The 15,448-nt window shown below is 65.2% G+C and carries 15 protein-coding genes; 9 read left to right on the plus strand and 6 right to left on the minus strand.

Features of this window, described 5'->3' with window-relative positions:
- Nucleotides 1-33 precede the first annotated feature (33 nt).
- Entirely contained in the window at nt 34-795 is a 762-nt protein-coding gene (locus tag MPARV_RS0104465) for a nitrilase-related carbon-nitrogen hydrolase (protein WP_031277249.1), read from the plus strand.
- A gap of 49 nt (nt 796-844) precedes the next feature.
- Here the strand turns inward: MPARV_RS0104465 and sodN are convergent, their stop codons facing one another.
- Entirely contained in the window at nt 845-1,258 is a 414-nt protein-coding gene (gene sodN / locus MPARV_RS0104470) for a superoxide dismutase, Ni (RefSeq protein ID WP_012231558.1), read from the minus strand.
- An 83-nt stretch (nt 1,259-1,341) separates the two neighbouring features.
- Between sodN and lepB the strand changes: the two genes are divergently transcribed.
- The 3 genes from lepB to MPARV_RS20810 all read left to right on the plus strand — a co-directional run bounded on the left by lepB (nt 1,342) and on the right by MPARV_RS20810 (nt 4,634).
- Nucleotides 1,342-1,806, plus strand: coding sequence for a signal peptidase I (gene lepB / locus MPARV_RS22210; protein WP_020377395.1), 465 nt, complete (start codon nt 1,342-1,344; stop codon nt 1,804-1,806).
- Nucleotides 1,807-1,873: 67 nt separating this feature from the next.
- Nucleotides 1,874-2,533: a response regulator transcription factor gene (locus MPARV_RS0104480; RefSeq protein ID WP_012231562.1), complete on the plus strand. Its 660-nt coding sequence runs from the start codon at nt 1,874-1,876 to the stop codon at nt 2,531-2,533.
- A 67-nt stretch (nt 2,534-2,600) separates the two neighbouring features.
- Nucleotides 2,601-4,634, plus strand: a complete 2,034-nt coding sequence (locus tag MPARV_RS20810) for a sensor histidine kinase (protein ID WP_020377397.1) — start codon at nt 2,601-2,603, stop codon at nt 4,632-4,634.
- 12 nt (nt 4,635-4,646) lie between these two features.
- Here the strand turns inward: MPARV_RS20810 and MPARV_RS0104490 are convergent, their stop codons facing one another.
- The gene (locus tag MPARV_RS0104490) at nt 4,647-5,873 is read right to left on the minus strand and encodes a YncE family protein (protein ID WP_100221218.1); all 1,227 of its coding nucleotides are present in this window, start codon (nt 5,871-5,873) and stop codon (nt 4,647-4,649) included.
- A 53-nt stretch (nt 5,874-5,926) separates the two neighbouring features.
- Here MPARV_RS0104490 and MPARV_RS0104495 point away from each other — a divergent pair, with 53 nt between their 5' ends.
- From MPARV_RS0104495 to MPARV_RS0104515, 5 genes are all read left to right on the plus strand, one after another.
- Nucleotides 5,927-7,141, plus strand: a complete 1,215-nt coding sequence (locus MPARV_RS0104495; protein ID WP_100221219.1) for an undecaprenyl-diphosphate phosphatase — start codon at nt 5,927-5,929, stop codon at nt 7,139-7,141.
- 89 nt (nt 7,142-7,230) lie between these two features.
- Entirely contained in the window at nt 7,231-8,454 is a 1,224-nt protein-coding gene (locus MPARV_RS20815) for an ABC transporter ATP-binding protein (RefSeq protein ID WP_202948805.1), read from the plus strand.
- A gap of 38 nt (nt 8,455-8,492) precedes the next feature.
- Nucleotides 8,493-9,497: an aldo/keto reductase family protein gene (locus tag MPARV_RS0104505; RefSeq protein ID WP_012231573.1), complete on the plus strand. Its 1,005-nt coding sequence runs from the start codon at nt 8,493-8,495 to the stop codon at nt 9,495-9,497.
- Nucleotides 9,498-9,543: 46 nt separating this feature from the next.
- Nucleotides 9,544-10,629 (plus strand): CPBP family intramembrane glutamic endopeptidase, encoded by a 1,086-nt coding sequence (locus MPARV_RS0104510; protein ID WP_031277254.1) that lies wholly within the window; start codon nt 9,544-9,546, stop codon nt 10,627-10,629.
- 48 nt (nt 10,630-10,677) lie between these two features.
- Entirely contained in the window at nt 10,678-11,505 is an 828-nt protein-coding gene (locus MPARV_RS0104515) for a PhzF family phenazine biosynthesis protein (protein ID WP_012231577.1), read from the plus strand.
- 42 nt (nt 11,506-11,547) lie between these two features.
- Here the strand turns inward: MPARV_RS0104515 and MPARV_RS0104520 are convergent, their stop codons facing one another.
- The 4 genes from MPARV_RS0104520 to MPARV_RS0104535 all read right to left on the minus strand — a co-directional run bounded on the left by MPARV_RS0104520 (nt 11,548) and on the right by MPARV_RS0104535 (nt 15,350).
- Complete coding sequence (locus MPARV_RS0104520) at nt 11,548-12,348, minus strand: ABC transporter permease (protein ID WP_012231579.1); 801 nt, start codon at nt 12,346-12,348, stop codon at nt 11,548-11,550.
- Entirely contained in the window at nt 12,345-13,613 is a 1,269-nt protein-coding gene (locus MPARV_RS0104525) for an ATP-binding cassette domain-containing protein (RefSeq protein WP_012231581.1), read from the minus strand. The genes MPARV_RS0104520 and MPARV_RS0104525 overlap by 4 nt, the downstream gene beginning before the upstream one ends.
- 108 nt (nt 13,614-13,721) lie before the next feature.
- The gene (locus MPARV_RS0104530) at nt 13,722-14,381 is read right to left on the minus strand and encodes an ABC transporter permease (RefSeq protein WP_020377404.1); all 660 of its coding nucleotides are present in this window, start codon (nt 14,379-14,381) and stop codon (nt 13,722-13,724) included.
- 48 nt (nt 14,382-14,429) lie between these two features.
- A complete protein-coding gene (locus MPARV_RS0104535; RefSeq protein ID WP_202948806.1) occupies nt 14,430-15,350 on the minus strand; it encodes a glycine betaine ABC transporter substrate-binding protein in 921 nt (306 codons plus the stop codon).
- Between the last annotated feature and the right edge of the window lie 98 nt (nt 15,351-15,448).

Here is a 15,448-nt window from a genome sequence, read left to right on the forward strand (position 1 = left end):
GCGGTCGAGTCGATCGAGCGGCACACTTGGAGCATGCTGATCGCCGCCGTTCAACACGACATCGTCTGGGAGGATGCCCCCGCCACTCGGGCTGCGTTGGAGCCCCGCCTGGCGGCTGCAGCCGCCGCAGGTGCCCGTCTCATCGTGCTGGCCGAGATGTTCGCCACCGGATTCAGTCTCGATGGCGATGCGGTCGCCGAGGCGCCCGACGGCCCAAGCGTCACGTGGATGGCCGACCAGGCACGCTCGCTGGGCTGCTGGATTGCTGGATCACTCGCAATTGACACGGGTTCCGGCCGGCCGGTCAATCGCCTGGTGGCGGCCGAGCCTGAAGGGGAATTGACCACTTACGACAAGCGCCATCCGTTCAGCTTCGGTAAGGAGCCCGAGGTGTACGACGCCGGCGAGGACCTGGCCACCGTTGAGATCGACGGCATGATCTGGGGCCTCACCGTGTGTTACGACCTTCGCTTCAGCTACGACTACTGGAGTCGAGCCAACGACTTGGACGGCTACCTGGTGGTTGCCAACTGGCCACGGCCTCGACGCGAGCACTGGCAGGCATTGCTGCGGGCTCGAGCGGTCGAGAACCTGGCATATGTGATTGGAGTGAACCGCGTGGGGACCGACGGCGCGGGCCTGAACTATGCGGGGGACTCGGCCGTCATCAGCCCCAACGGTGAGGTGCTGGCCCAAGCGTCCGAACGCGAGGCACTGCTGCTCGTCGACATCGACCCTCAAGCAACAGCAGCCACCCGGGAACGCTTTGGGTTCCTGGCCGATCGGCGAGCCTGAGCTCACCGATCGGCCGCTCCCGAGAACGCTGCGTCAATGCGTGTGGCCCTTAGGCGTTGGGCGGGTACACGCCAGAGGCCTTGGACTTCTCGGTCTTCCAGAAGATCTCGGCGATCTCGTTGATGAGGTCGACCAGGGTCTGGCTGACGGCCGGGTCCATGGACTTCTTCGCCTCACCACCCTGATGGATGGCCCGCCACACGAGATCGTCCAGGTTGGCGAACTCCTTACGGTGATCGGCGGTGAAGAAGTCGGCCCACAACACCATGATGTGCTGCTTCACCAACTCGGCCCGCTCCTCCTTCAAGATGATGCAGCGGGCACGAAAGACCTCGTCGTCGGAATCGGCATACTTCTTGGCGATCTTCAGGCAGGACATCGCCTCGATCATGGCCTGAGCCGGGTCGTACACGCCGCAGTAGAGGTCGCAGTGGGCGTGGGCCAGGGGTGCATCGGTAAACATCGTGAAGACTCTCCTCGGGTCGTGAACTCTGAACTCCCAACATATACCCGTCAACCGAACTGCCAAACTGGCATGCTCGTCACGTGAAGCACCATCTCGGGATCGGAACCACCGCGGTGCTGGCACGTTTGGGCATCACGCCCTACCGGGTGGCGGAGGACTCGATGACTCCGGCCCTGCGCCCGGACGACGGGCTGTTGACCATGCGGCTACATCGACCCCGACGCGGAACGATCGTGGTGCTGGAGCACCCCGAGCGCCCCGGGTTCATCCTGGTGAAACGCATCGTGGGGCTGCCGGGCGAGACGGTGGCGATCGAGGATGGGCAGGTGCTGATCGACAACGCACCCCTCACCGAACCTTGGGCACAAGGGCATTCTGGGCGAAACGGACGCTGGGACGTATCCACATCGTCGATGTTTGTGGCATCGGACGCCCGCGAACTGACGCGATCGGACTCACGCAGCTTCGGCCCCCTACCGATCGCCGGCACGCGCAGGGTGATTCACGTCGTCCACCGTGGAAAGACCTCAGCCGTTCCGACGTGAGAGACCACCTACTGGTCTCATGAGAGAACGATGTACTTGCGCTATCCTGCCGACCAGGGAGGGACCTATGAATTTGGGTTACCAAGGGGGCAACTCATCGGCAGTGCCCAACAAGCCGGTGCGAGTGATTGCGGTTGACGACCATCCGCTCACCCGACGGGGCGTGGCCGAGGAGTTACGAGATGACGCCAGGCTGGAGGTCCTGGGGGCTTTCCCGTCCTTCGGTGCCGTACCGCTGCCACTGCGAACGCCTTCACAGGTGCAGGTGGCCGTGATCGACCTGGCCGTGCGCCACGAGACGCGAGGTGTCGAAAGCGTGGCGCTCGTGGCCGGATGGGGCATACCGTCAGTCGTCTACACGATGCACGGATCGGCCATCATTCGCGACGAGGCGCTGAAGGCCGGTGCGCTGGGGTTCGTCTCCAAATCGGCCGCCGGCGGCGAATTGGTCACGGCCGTACTGGAGGCCGCCGCCGGTCGAACCTACGAGGCAGGCGTGGAGTATCTGCCCGGTGGCGAGGAGTTGACCGACCTGGAACGCCGTGTCCTCCACGAAATCCCCAGCGGTGCAACCAGCAAGGAAATCGCCGAACGGGTGGGGTTGGCCGGAGGCACGGTGGACAATGTGATCAGTTCGATCATCACCAAGCTGAACCTGAAGGGCAAGAAGCGCTCGGCCCTTGCATCCTGGGCGGTGGAACACGGCCTCGGCCCCAGCGAGTCGTAGTTTTCCGGTGCGAGGCCCCGAGAGCGCCCCGAATGAACCCTCCGCACCAACACCGGCTTCATCCTCCATGGAACACCTGGTGGTCAAGGCGCTGTGGGAGGGCTACCTCCTGCTGAGGGCAAGCCAGGTGGTAAACGCCGCGGCGGTCACCATGGACCCGACCCGAGGCCCGCGAAGCAGACCGCTGGGATGGCTGGCAACCGGCATCGCCGGAGGGGCCACGGTGTGGGAGTGGCGCCGTCGGCGAGGCCGGGACCTCACCGTCAACGATCCGGCGACGGCGATCGAGGTCATCGGCACCTCGCTGGCGCTGCTGGCCCTCTCCCCCGCCATCGTGCGCGACGCCGACCGCGGACGCGGCGACGACTGGTTTGGGCTCTGGGGATGGTGGGGCCAGTCGGCCATCGCACTGGCGATGCCCCATCGCCCCGAACCGGCGATGCTGGCCCATCTACTCCCGCAGGTGGACGCGTTCACCTACCGGCGACCCTGGTTGCCCCATGAGACCGCCAGCCGAAACATGCTGAACGCCGTCGGGGTCGCAGCAGGGTCGAGGTGGGCCGTCTCCGCAGTCGCCAAGGTTGGCGCTGAGGCCGACCGGGCCAGCGCACGCCTGGTTGAGGAGCAGGCCCGGGTGGTCACGGATCAAACCCGTCGAGAGGTCCAGGAACGGCACCTGCAACGCACCGTCGACTCGTTGCGCGAGATCCGGGAGCACTTGACAGCAGGACGTGTGGATACCGCGCTCACCCAATCGGCCGCCACCTACGAGCCGCTTCGGGCGTGGCTCGCCGGATCCGAAGACACCGGGGCAGCATCGCTCACCAGCGCGGCCCGGGGACACATCGACCAGATGACACGGCTGGTGAACCGCACCGAACGGGGGCTGTCCGTCGGCGATATCGCCGTGGCCGCCACGGCCGCGCTCAACACGGTGAGCGTGACCGTGTCGCGTTTCAACCGACAGCGGCGTCGCGGCTGGGTGGTTGCCGGGCTGACGTCAACGGTGATCTACACCGCCTCGGTCGCCTGGGGCCGATTCGGGCTCCGGCAGCGTCCGGGAGCTTCGAAGGAACCTCCCGCCGCTCTTGATCGAACGCTGAGCCCTTGGTCCGACACGCTCTTCGCCATCCTTCTGGTGGCCTTCGAATGCGCCTCGAGTGATCGACACGTTGCCAGCACCTGGTCGGCCGGACAAACCCAGGTGCACGTCGCATTGGCGGCAACCAGGATTCCCGACCGGGCGCACCTGGTCACGACCTGGAGCCTCATGGGGGCGGCCATGTTCCTCGCGGATCGGTACTACGCCCCGGAGGTGCGAACCCACCGATTTCGTTGGCAGGCCGACTGGGTGAACGGCATGGTGGCAGGGTTGGCCCTTCGGCGTTCACACACCGCCATCTGGGCCGCACTGGACAAGCTGGAGCGCAGCGCCAACTACACGATCGAGGCGGTCGCCAAACAGGTCGCGGAGGCCGAACTGGCGGCGGCTCAAGACGCTGTCCACGACACAGCCTGTCAGTCGTTGCGATACCTGCTCACCCACCCCGATGATGCACCCGAGCGCCTGGCAGGGATCATCGGCGCCACCATTTCGAGCCTTGAGACCGAGCTGAGCGGCGCCGAAGCTGACGAGTCCGAGGCGCTGACCGACGCGCTGGGGGCCTGCGCAGCCGGATATGAACTCTTGGGGCTCGCCGCGCGGGTCTCGGTGCATGGCGACCGTCCGGTGGGTGGTGAGGCCGTGGAGGTGCTGGTGCAGGTTGCCAATCAGGGCCTGAGCAACGCGCTCGCACATTCGAGCGACCCGACGCCTGAGATCAGCCTGGTACTGGATGAGGACGGTGCCCTCCTGACGGTGGCCAACCAGGCCACCAATCCGTACCGCGGGCCCTCGATGGACGAAGCAGCAGTTGCGCTGGGCACCGATGAACAGCCCGAGGACCATCCGTCCGGGGGGTTCGGGCTCGCCTCGGCCCGCCGAGCCGTCGACGCGCTGGGCGGCAGTTTGGAGTGGGGCGATCACCCGACGCTCACCCAGTTGGTCCTCCGGCTGCCGCTCTCGGCCGATGGTTCTCCGGCGAGCACGCCCCGATGGTGAACCGCCGAAGGTTCAGGTGTTGTCGAACACCATCAAGGCCCCCACGTAGCACGCCACCCACACGCGACGGGTGGCCTTGTCGTAGGTGATGCCAATGGGGTGATGCCGAGTGGGCAACTCCTGCAACTCGGTCATGTCGGAGGTGCGAACCATCGATACCGTGTCGTCGGCATAGTTCACGACGTACAGGGCCGTGCCGTCGTCGGAGAGCACCATCGAGCGGGGCTGATTGCCGGTCACCACCTCGCCGGTCACCTGGCGCGTCGCCGTGTCGATGCGCTTCACCTCGGCTTCGCCATTCAGCGTGACGTACAGCGTTTTGCCATCGGGGGACAGCGCAACGCTTCTGGGCGCCTCGCCCACACCCTTGATCCACGAGACATCGAAGGTTTTCAGGTCGACCACGGCGATGTCGGACGTACCCATGGCGGTCACGTACGCCACCGAGTCGTCGGGGGCCACCGCGATGCCACGCGGGAACCGACCGATGTCCACCCGCCGGGTCTCCTTTCCGGTGGCCGTATCGACGATCGACAGGTCGTAGCCGCACCAATTGGAAACCAGCACCATGGCGTCATCGTGTGTGATCGCCACGAACTTGGGGACCGGCCCAACCGGAATCACCTGATCGATCGTCAGCGTGTCGGTGGCGATTCGGTACAGGAAACTGTCGTCCCAGGTTCCCTTGGCGCATGTATCGGTGCCCGGATTGTCCTTCCCGGGGCCATACAGCTTGTATTGAGACACGTACGCCTCAGACCCGTCCGAGGTGAACACCGCCTCCACCGGAGCGCCCTCCAACGACGCGCTGCCCTCGAGCCCGAAGAGGGAGGGGACCACCTCATCGTCGATCACCTTCACCTGCTTGAGGTCGCGGTCGTACACGGCCACGTTGTGGGCGTACATCATGTTCTGTGCAAAGAACAGGCCGTTCCCCGAGGCAACCACCGACTTGGGCCGCAGCGCGGGGTCGGTGATCGTGCCCGCCAGGCTCAGGGTGCGCTGATCGGCGGTCTTGCCATCGTCGGGTGCGGTGTTGGGCACCGCCGTCGAAGTCGGTTCCGGTGTGCCGCCTTGTGCGACGGTTTTGGCCGGGGCAAGGTCACGAGACGTCGTGTCGGACGCGCTGACCTGCTGCGTTGGCCCCGGGTCGCCCAGAATGCCCGCGGCCAGAACCGCCACAATCGTGAGCACCAACGCGCCCGCAAACACTGGAGTGCCAGGTGCCGCACGGGCCATCACAGGACTGTAGTAAATCCGGCCGACCGTGACTGGGTTAGCGTCGGAGCCCGATGAGCCTCACCCCAGTCGTTCCCAATCCGCCGATGCCGCGGGAACGTCGATTCCACCATCCACCGACCATGAGGGCGGCACTCATCCTGGTGTTGATGCTGGGAACCCTGACAATTGCCGGCACCTTCGTCACGTCACGGGTGGGCGCCTCGTCCGGGTCGCCGATCGGTGCGACCACCGCTGGGGCCACCAACGGCACGGCCGACGTCCCTGGTACTGACGGAGGCGCGTCCCCGACCGACGAGATCCCACCCGACACTGCCGCAGCCCGAGAGCAGATGAACCCGGCCAAGGCCGTGGTGCTTGGCGTGGTGGAGGGGGTCACTGAGTACCTGCCCATCTCGTCCACCGGTCACCTGTATGTCACCCAGCGTCTTCTCGGGGTAGGTGACACCCGGGCGACGGAGGCGCCTGCCGACAGCTTTGCCATCGTCATTCAGGCGGGCGCCATCCTGGCGGTGCTGGTGTTGTATCGCAGACGGATTGCCACCGTGTTTCAAGGGCTGATCGGCCGCTCCGAGGAAGGCCGCAACCTGCTGATCGCACTCGTGGTGGCGTTTCTTCCAGCGGCCGTCATCGGGTTTCTCTTCGAGGGCCCCATCAAGTCACGGCTGTTCGCCGGGTGGCCCATCGTGGCCGCATGGGCGGTCGGCGGCGTGGCCATCCTGTTGATCAGCGACCGGATCGCCAAGAAGCAGGCCGCCGAGGCCGCTGCGGGTGGAAGTGGAAGTGGAGGTGGGAAGGGGGCCGACACCGCTGGGTCGATAGGCACCACCCCCGGTCAGGACGCCCGACCGCCGGGGAGAGTGGGCCGGTCACTCGATGCCATCACTCCCCGCCATGCGTTGATCATTGGAGTGGCCCAGGCTTTTGCCATGTGGCCAGGCACCAGCCGGTCGTTGGTCACCATCGTGGCCGCCGTACTGGTCGGGCTCAGCGTGTCGGCCGCAGTGGAGTTCAGCTTCCTTCTGGGGTTGCTGACACTGGGGGCGGCCACCGCGTACGAGGCTCTGAGCAACGGGTCGCTGCTCGTCGAGGCGTACGGAGGAATCGAGATCACCCTCGGTCTCGTGGTGGCCTTCGTAACAGCCGCCGCCGCAATCACCTGGATGGTCAGATGGTTGGAGCAGCGTTCATTGGCCATCTTCGGCTGGTACCGCCTGGTCGCCGCCGGCGTCGGTGCGCTGTTGTTGATCACCGGAACCATCGGTTGACCAAGTTCGCGCGCCCACCGTCCGGCGCCGAGGTTTCGCCCTCTGTAACCAGGACCTCACCGACGGGGACCTCACCGACGGGGACCTCCGTGAGGTTGCACAACATCATCCGCCGCTTCGACGGGGTGGAGGTGCTCGGCGGCATCGACCTCGACATCGAACCGGGCGAACTGCTGGCGCTCCTGGGTCCTTCGGGTTCAGGCAAGACCACACTTTTGCGACTGATCGCCGGTCTGGATCGTCCCGACGGGGGAACCATCGACTTGGGCAACCGTCGCGTGGCGGGAGGAACCGGATTCGTACCGGCCGAGCGTCGTGGCGTCGGCATGGTGTTTCAGGACTGGGCACTGTTCCCGCACCTTTCCGTGGCATCCAACGTGGGGTTTGGACTGCCCAAGGGCGAGCGCCGACGTTCGCCACGCATCGACGAGGCATTGCGGCAGGTGGACCTGACCGGTTTTGGCGACCGAAGAATCGACACCCTGTCGGGTGGCCAACAACAACGGGTGGCGCTGGCCCGAGCGCTCGCCCCACGCCCCAGGGTGGTCTTGTTGGACGAACCTTTCTCCAACCTCGACGCGGGTCTCCGCGCCGCGGTTCGAGGGGAGGTCCGGCACACCCTGCGTGCGATCGGGGTCACCGGAGTGTTCGTCACGCATGACCGTGATGAGGCATTCGCCCTCGGCGACCGGGTGGCGGTGATTCGGGATGGCCGCATCGCTCAGGTGGGTCGACCCGCCGACGTGTACGCGTGCCCGGCCGATCCGTGGGTGGCCTCGTTCCTGGGCGATGCCAACCTGTTGCCGGGAACCGTCCCCGCAGGCACCGTCGAAGGGGGCACCGTCGCTTCGGGCACCGGCGAAGGGCGACGAACGCACGTGACAACCGCCTTGGGTGACCTGCCACTGGATACCGGGTCGCTGCACGACCGAACCGAACCCGCCGACCGACCCGAGCCCGCCGACACAACCGAGCCATCGGACAGGACCGCGGGCGCCGGACCGGTGCCCGTAACCGTGCTGATCCGCCCGGAGTCGCTGACACATCGGGCTTCGCCAACCGGGGCGTGGATCGTGACTCAGGTGGAGTTTCTGGGTCACTCCACCTTGACCCGCCTGCAATCCGACGACGTCATCATCACCAGCAGAACGCTCGGCCCACCGACACTGATCGAGGGTGATCGGGCCGTGGTGTCACCAAGCGGGCCAGTCACCGCCGCCTGGCAGGAGACCAACGGCGAAGGCGGGCCTCCGCTGCAGGTAGCCCGAGGTCAAACTCTGGGCCCGAGCCCTACCCCCGGACCAAACCCGTGACCGCCGGGAGGCGGATCCGCCCCATAAGGTGAGCCTCCATGGAGCATCGTTTTTTGGGAAATTCGGGCATGCGGGTGTCGGCCATCAGCTACGGCAACTGGCTGACCCACGGATCACAGGTGGAGGACGATGCAGCCATCGAGGCGGTTCACGCCGCACTCGATGCAGGCATCACCACCTTCGACACCGCCGACGTTTACGCAGGCACCAAGGCCGAGACCGTGCTGGGAGAGGCACTTCGGGGTGTCCAGCGCGAGTCAATCGAGTTGTTTACCAAAGTGTTCTGGCCCACCGGGCCGGGCCTGAACCAACAGGGCCTCTCACGTAAGCACATCATGGAGTCAATCGATGGGTCGCTCAAGCGGCTTGGCACCGACCACATCGACCTGTATCAGGCTCACCGCTACGACCATTGCACTCCGCTGGAGGTCACCATGTCGGCATTCGCCGACCTGGTCCATCAGGGGAAGGTGGCCTACCTGGGAGTCTCCGAGTGGACGGCTGAGCAGATTCGCGATGCGAAGGTGTTGGCCGATGATCTGAAGGTGCCACTGGTATCCAGCCAGCCCCAGTACTCGCTGTTGTGGCGGGTGATCGAAGAGGAGGTGGTGCCCACCTGCGAGGAGTTGGGTATCAGCCAGATCGTCTGGTCGCCTCTGGCCCAAGGGGTCCTCACCGGTAAGTATCAGCCCGGCGAGGAACCACCCGATGGCAGTCGCGCCACCGACGAGGCCGGAGGTAAGAACATGATCTCCCGCTGGATGAACGACGACGTGCTCACCGCCGTTCAGCAGGTGTCTGCGTTGGCCGACGAAGCCGGGTTGACGATGGCCAACATGGCCCTGGCCTGGGTGCTGCGCAATCCCAACGTTGCCTCGGCGATCGTCGGGGCATCAAGGGCCGATCAGGTCACCCGAAACGTCGAAGCGGTGGACATCACCCTCGACGACGACCTGGTCGCCCAGGTGGAGGCGATCCTTGAACCCGTATCGATCTCTGATGCCAAGCGAACCCTCAAGGATCAGCCCAAGCAGCGGTTGTAGACCGCACCATGATTGGCGGTCAGGCACTTCGACCGGTGAGGAATCCGTGAGCATCACCACATCAAACCCGCCGCCATGGACGGTCGCCGGCAGCACGCCTGCAACTGTGCAGACCCCTCCCCCGGCCCAGCGGGCGGTCAGCGTGGTGGGCGACTACCTGCGTTTTTGGGCTGGGCGTGGCAACTACCGCCTCCGCGACCAACCCGCCGCCAGGTGGTTTCTGCCGTTGTGGGGCCTCTCGTTGGCGGTCGCCTACGCATCATCGGTAATGGTCACCATGGTGGTCGTCGGTCTCGGAGGCAAGCAACCCGACAATGCCGTCGGTGACCTGGTGGAGAACGGCTCGGCCATCGTCCTCGTGATCACGGCGGTGCTACTCGCTCCGCTGCTGGAGGAGGTGGCCTTCCGGCTGCCGATGTCACTTCGCCCCTGGCACGTCGCCGGCGGGGTCGGCGTGCTGTCGGTGATGTTTGTTCCCGGACTGTTCGGTGTGTCGCTGGGAACTGCGATCGTGGGCGATCGTCAGGAGGCGTTGGCCTCGCTCGTCGAGGTTGGCATGACGGTGGCCATCATCGTGGTGCTCGGCCTCGTGCTGCGGCTGTTGCTTCCCAAGGGTCCCGAGCGGGGCGCCGTGTTGATCCCAACCCGGGCGCGGTTCGTCGTCATCGTGATACTGACCGCCGTGTTCGCCGCAGCACATCTGGGCAACTTCTCGGAGTTCACCTGGTTTCTGCCGGCCTTCATCCTGCCTCAGCTACTGGTGGGCATGGTGCTGGCCTACGTGCGGGTCACCAGGTCGTGGTGGATGGGAGTGGGCATCCACGCACTGAACAATGCCGTGGCCGTGGGCTTCGGACTGCTGCCCCGGTATGCCAAGAGCGACTTGGCCCAGGGCATGGCGGGATTGGCGATTCTGGGGGCGATCACCCTGCTGGGGCTGGCATCGATCACGGCATTGGGTATGGATCTTTACGGCACCTGGCGCATCAACCAGGCCGCCTCACTCCGCACGTACCCCGACCAATTTCAGCACCCGGTATCAGCCCAGCAGCCACCGTTGGGACGCTTGGATGCAACCGCCCAATGGCCCCACGGCCGGCCCCCGCCATGGCCCCCGGGCCAGATGCGCTAACGGGCCGCATCCACCAACGCCGATCTCCCGAAGGCCAGACTCGACCCCATGTCGACCACGCTCACCCTCATCGACGCGTTCGCCTCCCGACCGTTCACTGGCAATCAGGCGGCCGTCGCCGTCATGGCACAGGCACCGTCGGACTCCTGGATGCAGTCGGTCGCCAACGAACTGCGCCTGTCTGAGACCGCGTTCTGCTGGCCCGAGGGCAGCGGCCACCGGCTGCGCTGGTTTACGCCAACGGTCGAGGTGAACCTGTGCGGTCATGCCACCGTGGCTGCGGCTGCGACGCTGTGGGCCGACGGGCACCTCCACCGTGACGAGGTGGCCGAATTCTTCACCAGGTCCGGCACGTTGTGCTGTCGCCGTAGTGCCGGTGGCGAAATCGACATGGACCTTCCGGCCCTGACGGCTGAGCCGACCACGGTGTCGTTGGATTGGCCGAGCCTGGGCCTGACGCAACCGCCCGTGGAAGTGCTCGGTGGCCCCGGCGCCATCGATGCAGGCTTCCTCATGGCCGTGTTGAGCGACGCCGAGCAGGTTCGTTCGGCCCGGCTCGACCTGTCGGTCCTGGCCGCCCACGAAGCTCGCCCGCTGATCCTCACCGCCGAGGGCGACGGCGCGTTCGATGTGGTCAGCCGGGTGTTTGCGCCCACGCTCGGCGTACCCGAGGATCCGGTGACCGGGTCGGCCCACGCCCTCCTCGCGCCGTACTGGTGCTCCCGGCTGGGCCGAGACACCCTGGCATGTGACCAGGCGTCGGAGCGGGGTGGCAACCTCCGAGCATCGCTGGATGGCGACCGCGTGATCCTCACGGCCAGGGCGGTGGTGATGGGTCACCTGATCCTCACCCAGGCGGCCGCCCTGGAGGGATAGCGCCAGAGCAGCAGCGCCAGAGCAGTACCCCGGCGCGGCGACCTAGATGCCCTTTGGTTTCAGGAAGTACTGGGCCAGGGCCGCCAACCAGTCGATCAGCAGCGCCAGTAGGCCAACGAGTGCGGCGCCCACAAACAACGCGGTGTTGCGCTGCAGTTTCAGGCCTGAGTTGATCGTCTCGCCCAACGCACCACCGCCGATGAAAGTGGCCAACGCAGCAGTGCCGACATTGATCACCAAAGCCGTACGAACCCCGGCCAGGATGATGGGCACCGCCAACGGCAACTCGATGCGGGACAGCACATGGAACCGGGAATAGCCCATGCCCTTGCCGGCTTCCATATACGAGCGGTCCACCTGATCGAGACCCACCATGGTGTTGCGCAGCACCGGCAAAATGCCGAACACGATCAGTGCAAAAATCACCGTTCGAGCTCCAGTGCCCAGCCACGCTGCGAACAACACCAGCAGCCCAAAGGCGGGTATTGCCTGACCCGAGTTGGCCACGGCCAAGATCGGGCCGGAGAACTTACGAAAGCCCTCCCGGGTCACAAAGACCCCCAGCGGTATGGCGATCAGGATCACCAACAGCGTGGACCAGAACGTGATCTGAAGGTGTTGCAGCGTCTGGATGCGGAGGTTGGCCGGTGCCAGGATGCGTTGAGTGGTTCTGTCCATGTCGGCAAACGTCCACACCGTGACCAAGAGGATCAACAGCATCAACATGGCGATGGGGGTGACGATCAGATCGAAGTTCCAGGACCGTCCCGGCGCGTCCGACTCGACCTCGGCGGGTGCGGCCGCCTTGGCATTGGCGACGGACCAGGCGTTTGGATCGCTCACGATGGATCCGCCGTGGTCCCGATGTCCCGAGCAGACGCCTGATCACCCGTCGGTGGCTGAGCATCGCCGGGTGGGGCGCTCACCGTGGACTGATCCGGCGTCCCCCTCGCCTCCGCCCGGCGAACGGCCTGTTCGTTCCGTGCTCCGGCCTCGGTGTGACGGGTGATTTCGGCCAGCGCCTCCAGCGTCAGCACACCCTGATATCGGCCGGCGGCATCCACCACCAACGCAGAGCCTGCCGTCGACCGGATCATGGCCTCCAACGCATCTCGCAGGGTGTCCTCCTGCTCGACCGTCACCCGCACGACGGAGCCCGACCGTTCGATGGCGCTGTCCCCTCGCTCGATGCCGGCCTCGTTCAACCAGCGCAGTGGCTTATCGTCCGGCGAGAGCAGTACCGCCCAATCGGAATCGGCGTTGGCGAGCGCGGCAAGCACGGCCGGTCGATCGGTGGGCATCCTGACCACCGGGTACTCCGGCAATTCGATATCGCGGACCCTCGCCAGGGTCAGGCCCTTCAGCAATGCGCCCGAGCCCAGGAACTCCTCGACGAACGGGTTGGCGGGACTGGCCAAAATGTTGGTCGGTGTGTCCAACTGGGCCACCACGGACTGCTCGCGCAGGATGGCGATCTTGTCACCCATCTTCACCGCCTCGTCGATGTCGTGGGTGACGAACACGATCGTCTTCTGCATCTCCTCCTGCAGGCGGAGAAACTCGTTCTGCAAGCGGTCGCGGGTAATGGGGTCGATGGCGCCGAAGGGCTCATCCATCAACAACACGTCCGGATCGGCGGCCAACGCCCGAGCCACACCCACCCGCTGTGCCTGGCCACCGGACAACTCCTTGGGGTACCGCCCCAGGTACTGATCGGGGTCCATGCCCACCATGGTCAGCAGGTAGCGGGCGCGCTCCAAAATGTCGGAGTTGTTCCAACCGAGCAGGCGAGGCACCGTCGCGATGTTCTGATAGATGTTGCGGTGCGGGAACAGCCCGATCTGCTGAATGACGTAACCCATTTGGCGTCGAAGCTGATCGGGGTTGACGTTGGTCACGTCGTTGCCCTCGAAGATGATCCGGCCGGTCGTCGGCTCGATCATGCGGTTGATCAACCGCAGCGTGGTGCTCTTGCCGCAGCCGGACGGGCCGACCAGAACCAGGATCTCGCCCCGCTTGATCTCAAGGTCGAGGTCGGCGACCGCTGCGACATCGCTGCCGGGATAGGTCTTGCCGACCCCCTGAAGTTGGATGAGCGTTTCGGTCACGGTTGACTCCCCTGAAGTGCGTGTCCTGGGATCACGCGAAGGTTTGTTCGTCGATGGTTGTTCGTGGACGGCTGTGGTTCGGAACGTTTGTGCATCAGGTCGCCGTGTTCAGCGGATGCCACGAGGTGTCGTGAAACGCCGAACCATCACGAAGATCAGGTCAAACGTCAGGGCGAGGGCGATGGTGCCCAGGGTGCCCAGCCAGATCGCCTCCAGGCTGTTCGGCAGGCCCAGGCGGCTGAGGCCCTTCTTGATGAAATCGCCGAAGCCGCCGCCCGCAATCAGCGTGGCGATGGCTGCAATGCCTGTGGTCAGCAGCGCCGAAACACGGATTCCGGTGATGATCACCGGCCAGGCCAGGGGCAGTTCAACCTTGAACAATCGTTCAGTGCTGGACATGCCCATGCCCTTGGCCGACTCCAGGACCTCGGGGCTCACGCTGTTCAGCCCGGTGACGGTGTTGCGCATGATCGGCAACAGGGCGTACAGCAACAAGGCGACGAAACTGGGGGCGAACCCCAGGCCCAGCACCGGGATGAACAGGGTGAACAGGGCCAGGGAGGGAATGGTGATGAAGACGCTGGTGGTTCCCAGCGCCACCTCCCTGGCCACCGGACGGCGCCTGACGAGCACCCCCACCGCCACCGCAATGATGGTGGCGGTGATGGTGACCGTGACGACGTAGGTGGCGTGACGAATCAACGCCTCCATGAAATCGTCTGAGTTCTTTGAGAAGAACTCGAGAAAACTGTTGAGGCTTTCACCCATCCGGCGCTGCTCTCCCTCGAGGTTGGTGGGGCGGAGAGCCCCAGCGGGCTAACCCTTGATCAGGCCTTGATCAACCAGGTACTGCTCGGCCACGTCGGCGGGATCCTCACCCTCGGTGGACACGCTGTTGTTGAGCGCGGTCATGGTCTTCTGGTCCAGCGGAGCGAGCACGGCCTCGGCGATCGTGTCGAACGCCTCGGGGGCCTCTTCGTAGACGTCCTTACGCACGTTGATCGAGATGTTGTAGATGATCATCACGCCGGGGTCCTCCACCAGGGTCAGACCCAGCCCGGAGATGCGACCGTCGGTCGTGTATGACTCGCCAAAGTCGCAGTTGCCATCCTTGGTTTCGGTGTAGATGAGGCCGGTGTCCAAAATCTCCTGCTGGCTCTTGGGGATCTTGTAGCCGGTGGCCTCCTCCCACAGGACCAGCCCATCCGAGCGGCTGGGGAACTCCGCCTCCATGCACACCTTGGCGTCGGGGTTTTCCTTCAGGTATTTGGCCATCGAGTCAAACGTGAAGGGCCCACCGTTCTTCTTGGTCAAATCCGGCCCGGTGACGAAGCCGTAGGTGTTGTTGAACGGTGCACGGCCAACCCAGACAATGTCGTTCTCCTCAAGATCCATCTTTCGAACCTTCTCGGTCAGTTCCTCACCATTATCGGAGGGATCCTCCTGCTTCAGGTGCTCGGCCCAGCCGGTGCCGTTGTATTCGGCGTAGCTGTCGATGTCGCCGGACAACAGCGCCTTGCGCACCACGTTGGTGCCTCCGAGGTCGATCTTGCGGTCCACCTTGGCGCCGGCCGCCTCGTAGGCATCCGCCAAAATATTGCCCAGGACCTTCTGTTCGTCGAAGTCCTTCGAGCCGACGGTGATCGACACGCCGCTGAGGTCGGCATCGGCCAGTGCCCCCTCGGCGGTTCCACCACTCGATCCGCCGCTGTCGCCATCGCCGCCGCAAGCGGCCATTGGCAGCATCACCAAGGCCGCCGCAGCGATGGCGAACCTTCCAAATCGTCGGTTCTGACCCGGATATTGCAGCCGGGTAGCGGGTTGTTGGTGGTTTG

Origin of the sequence: Candidatus Microthrix parvicella Bio17-1 (assembly GCF_000299415.1) — a bacterium.
GTDB lineage: Bacteria > Actinomycetota > Acidimicrobiia > Acidimicrobiales > Microtrichaceae > Microthrix > Microthrix parvicella.

Bases quoted from the DNA above. Each gene is read 5' to 3' on its own strand.
- MPARV_RS0104465 (WP_031277249.1), top strand. From the start codon at position 34: ATGCTGATCGCCGCCGTTCAACACGACATCGTCTGGGAGGATGCCCCC.
- sodN (WP_012231558.1), bottom strand. From the start codon at position 1,258: ATGTTTACCGATGCACCCCTGGCCCACGCCCACTGCGACCTCTACTGC.
- MPARV_RS0104480 (WP_012231562.1), top strand. From the start codon at position 1,874: ATGAATTTGGGTTACCAAGGGGGCAACTCATCGGCAGTGCCCAACAAG.
- MPARV_RS20810 (WP_020377397.1), top strand. From the start codon at position 2,601: ATGGAACACCTGGTGGTCAAGGCGCTGTGGGAGGGCTACCTCCTGCTG.
- MPARV_RS0104490 (WP_100221218.1), bottom strand. From the start codon at position 5,873: ATGGCCCGTGCGGCACCTGGCACTCCAGTGTTTGCGGGCGCGTTGGTG.
- MPARV_RS0104495 (WP_100221219.1), top strand. From the start codon at position 5,927: ATGAGCCTCACCCCAGTCGTTCCCAATCCGCCGATGCCGCGGGAACGT.
- MPARV_RS0104505 (WP_012231573.1), top strand. From the start codon at position 8,493: ATGGAGCATCGTTTTTTGGGAAATTCGGGCATGCGGGTGTCGGCCATC.
- MPARV_RS0104515 (WP_012231577.1), top strand. From the start codon at position 10,678: ATGTCGACCACGCTCACCCTCATCGACGCGTTCGCCTCCCGACCGTTC.
- MPARV_RS0104530 (WP_020377404.1), bottom strand. From the start codon at position 14,381: ATGGGTGAAAGCCTCAACAGTTTTCTCGAGTTCTTCTCAAAGAACTCA.
- MPARV_RS0104535 (WP_202948806.1), bottom strand. From the start codon at position 15,350: ATGGCCGCTTGCGGCGGCGATGGCGACAGCGGCGGATCGAGTGGTGGA.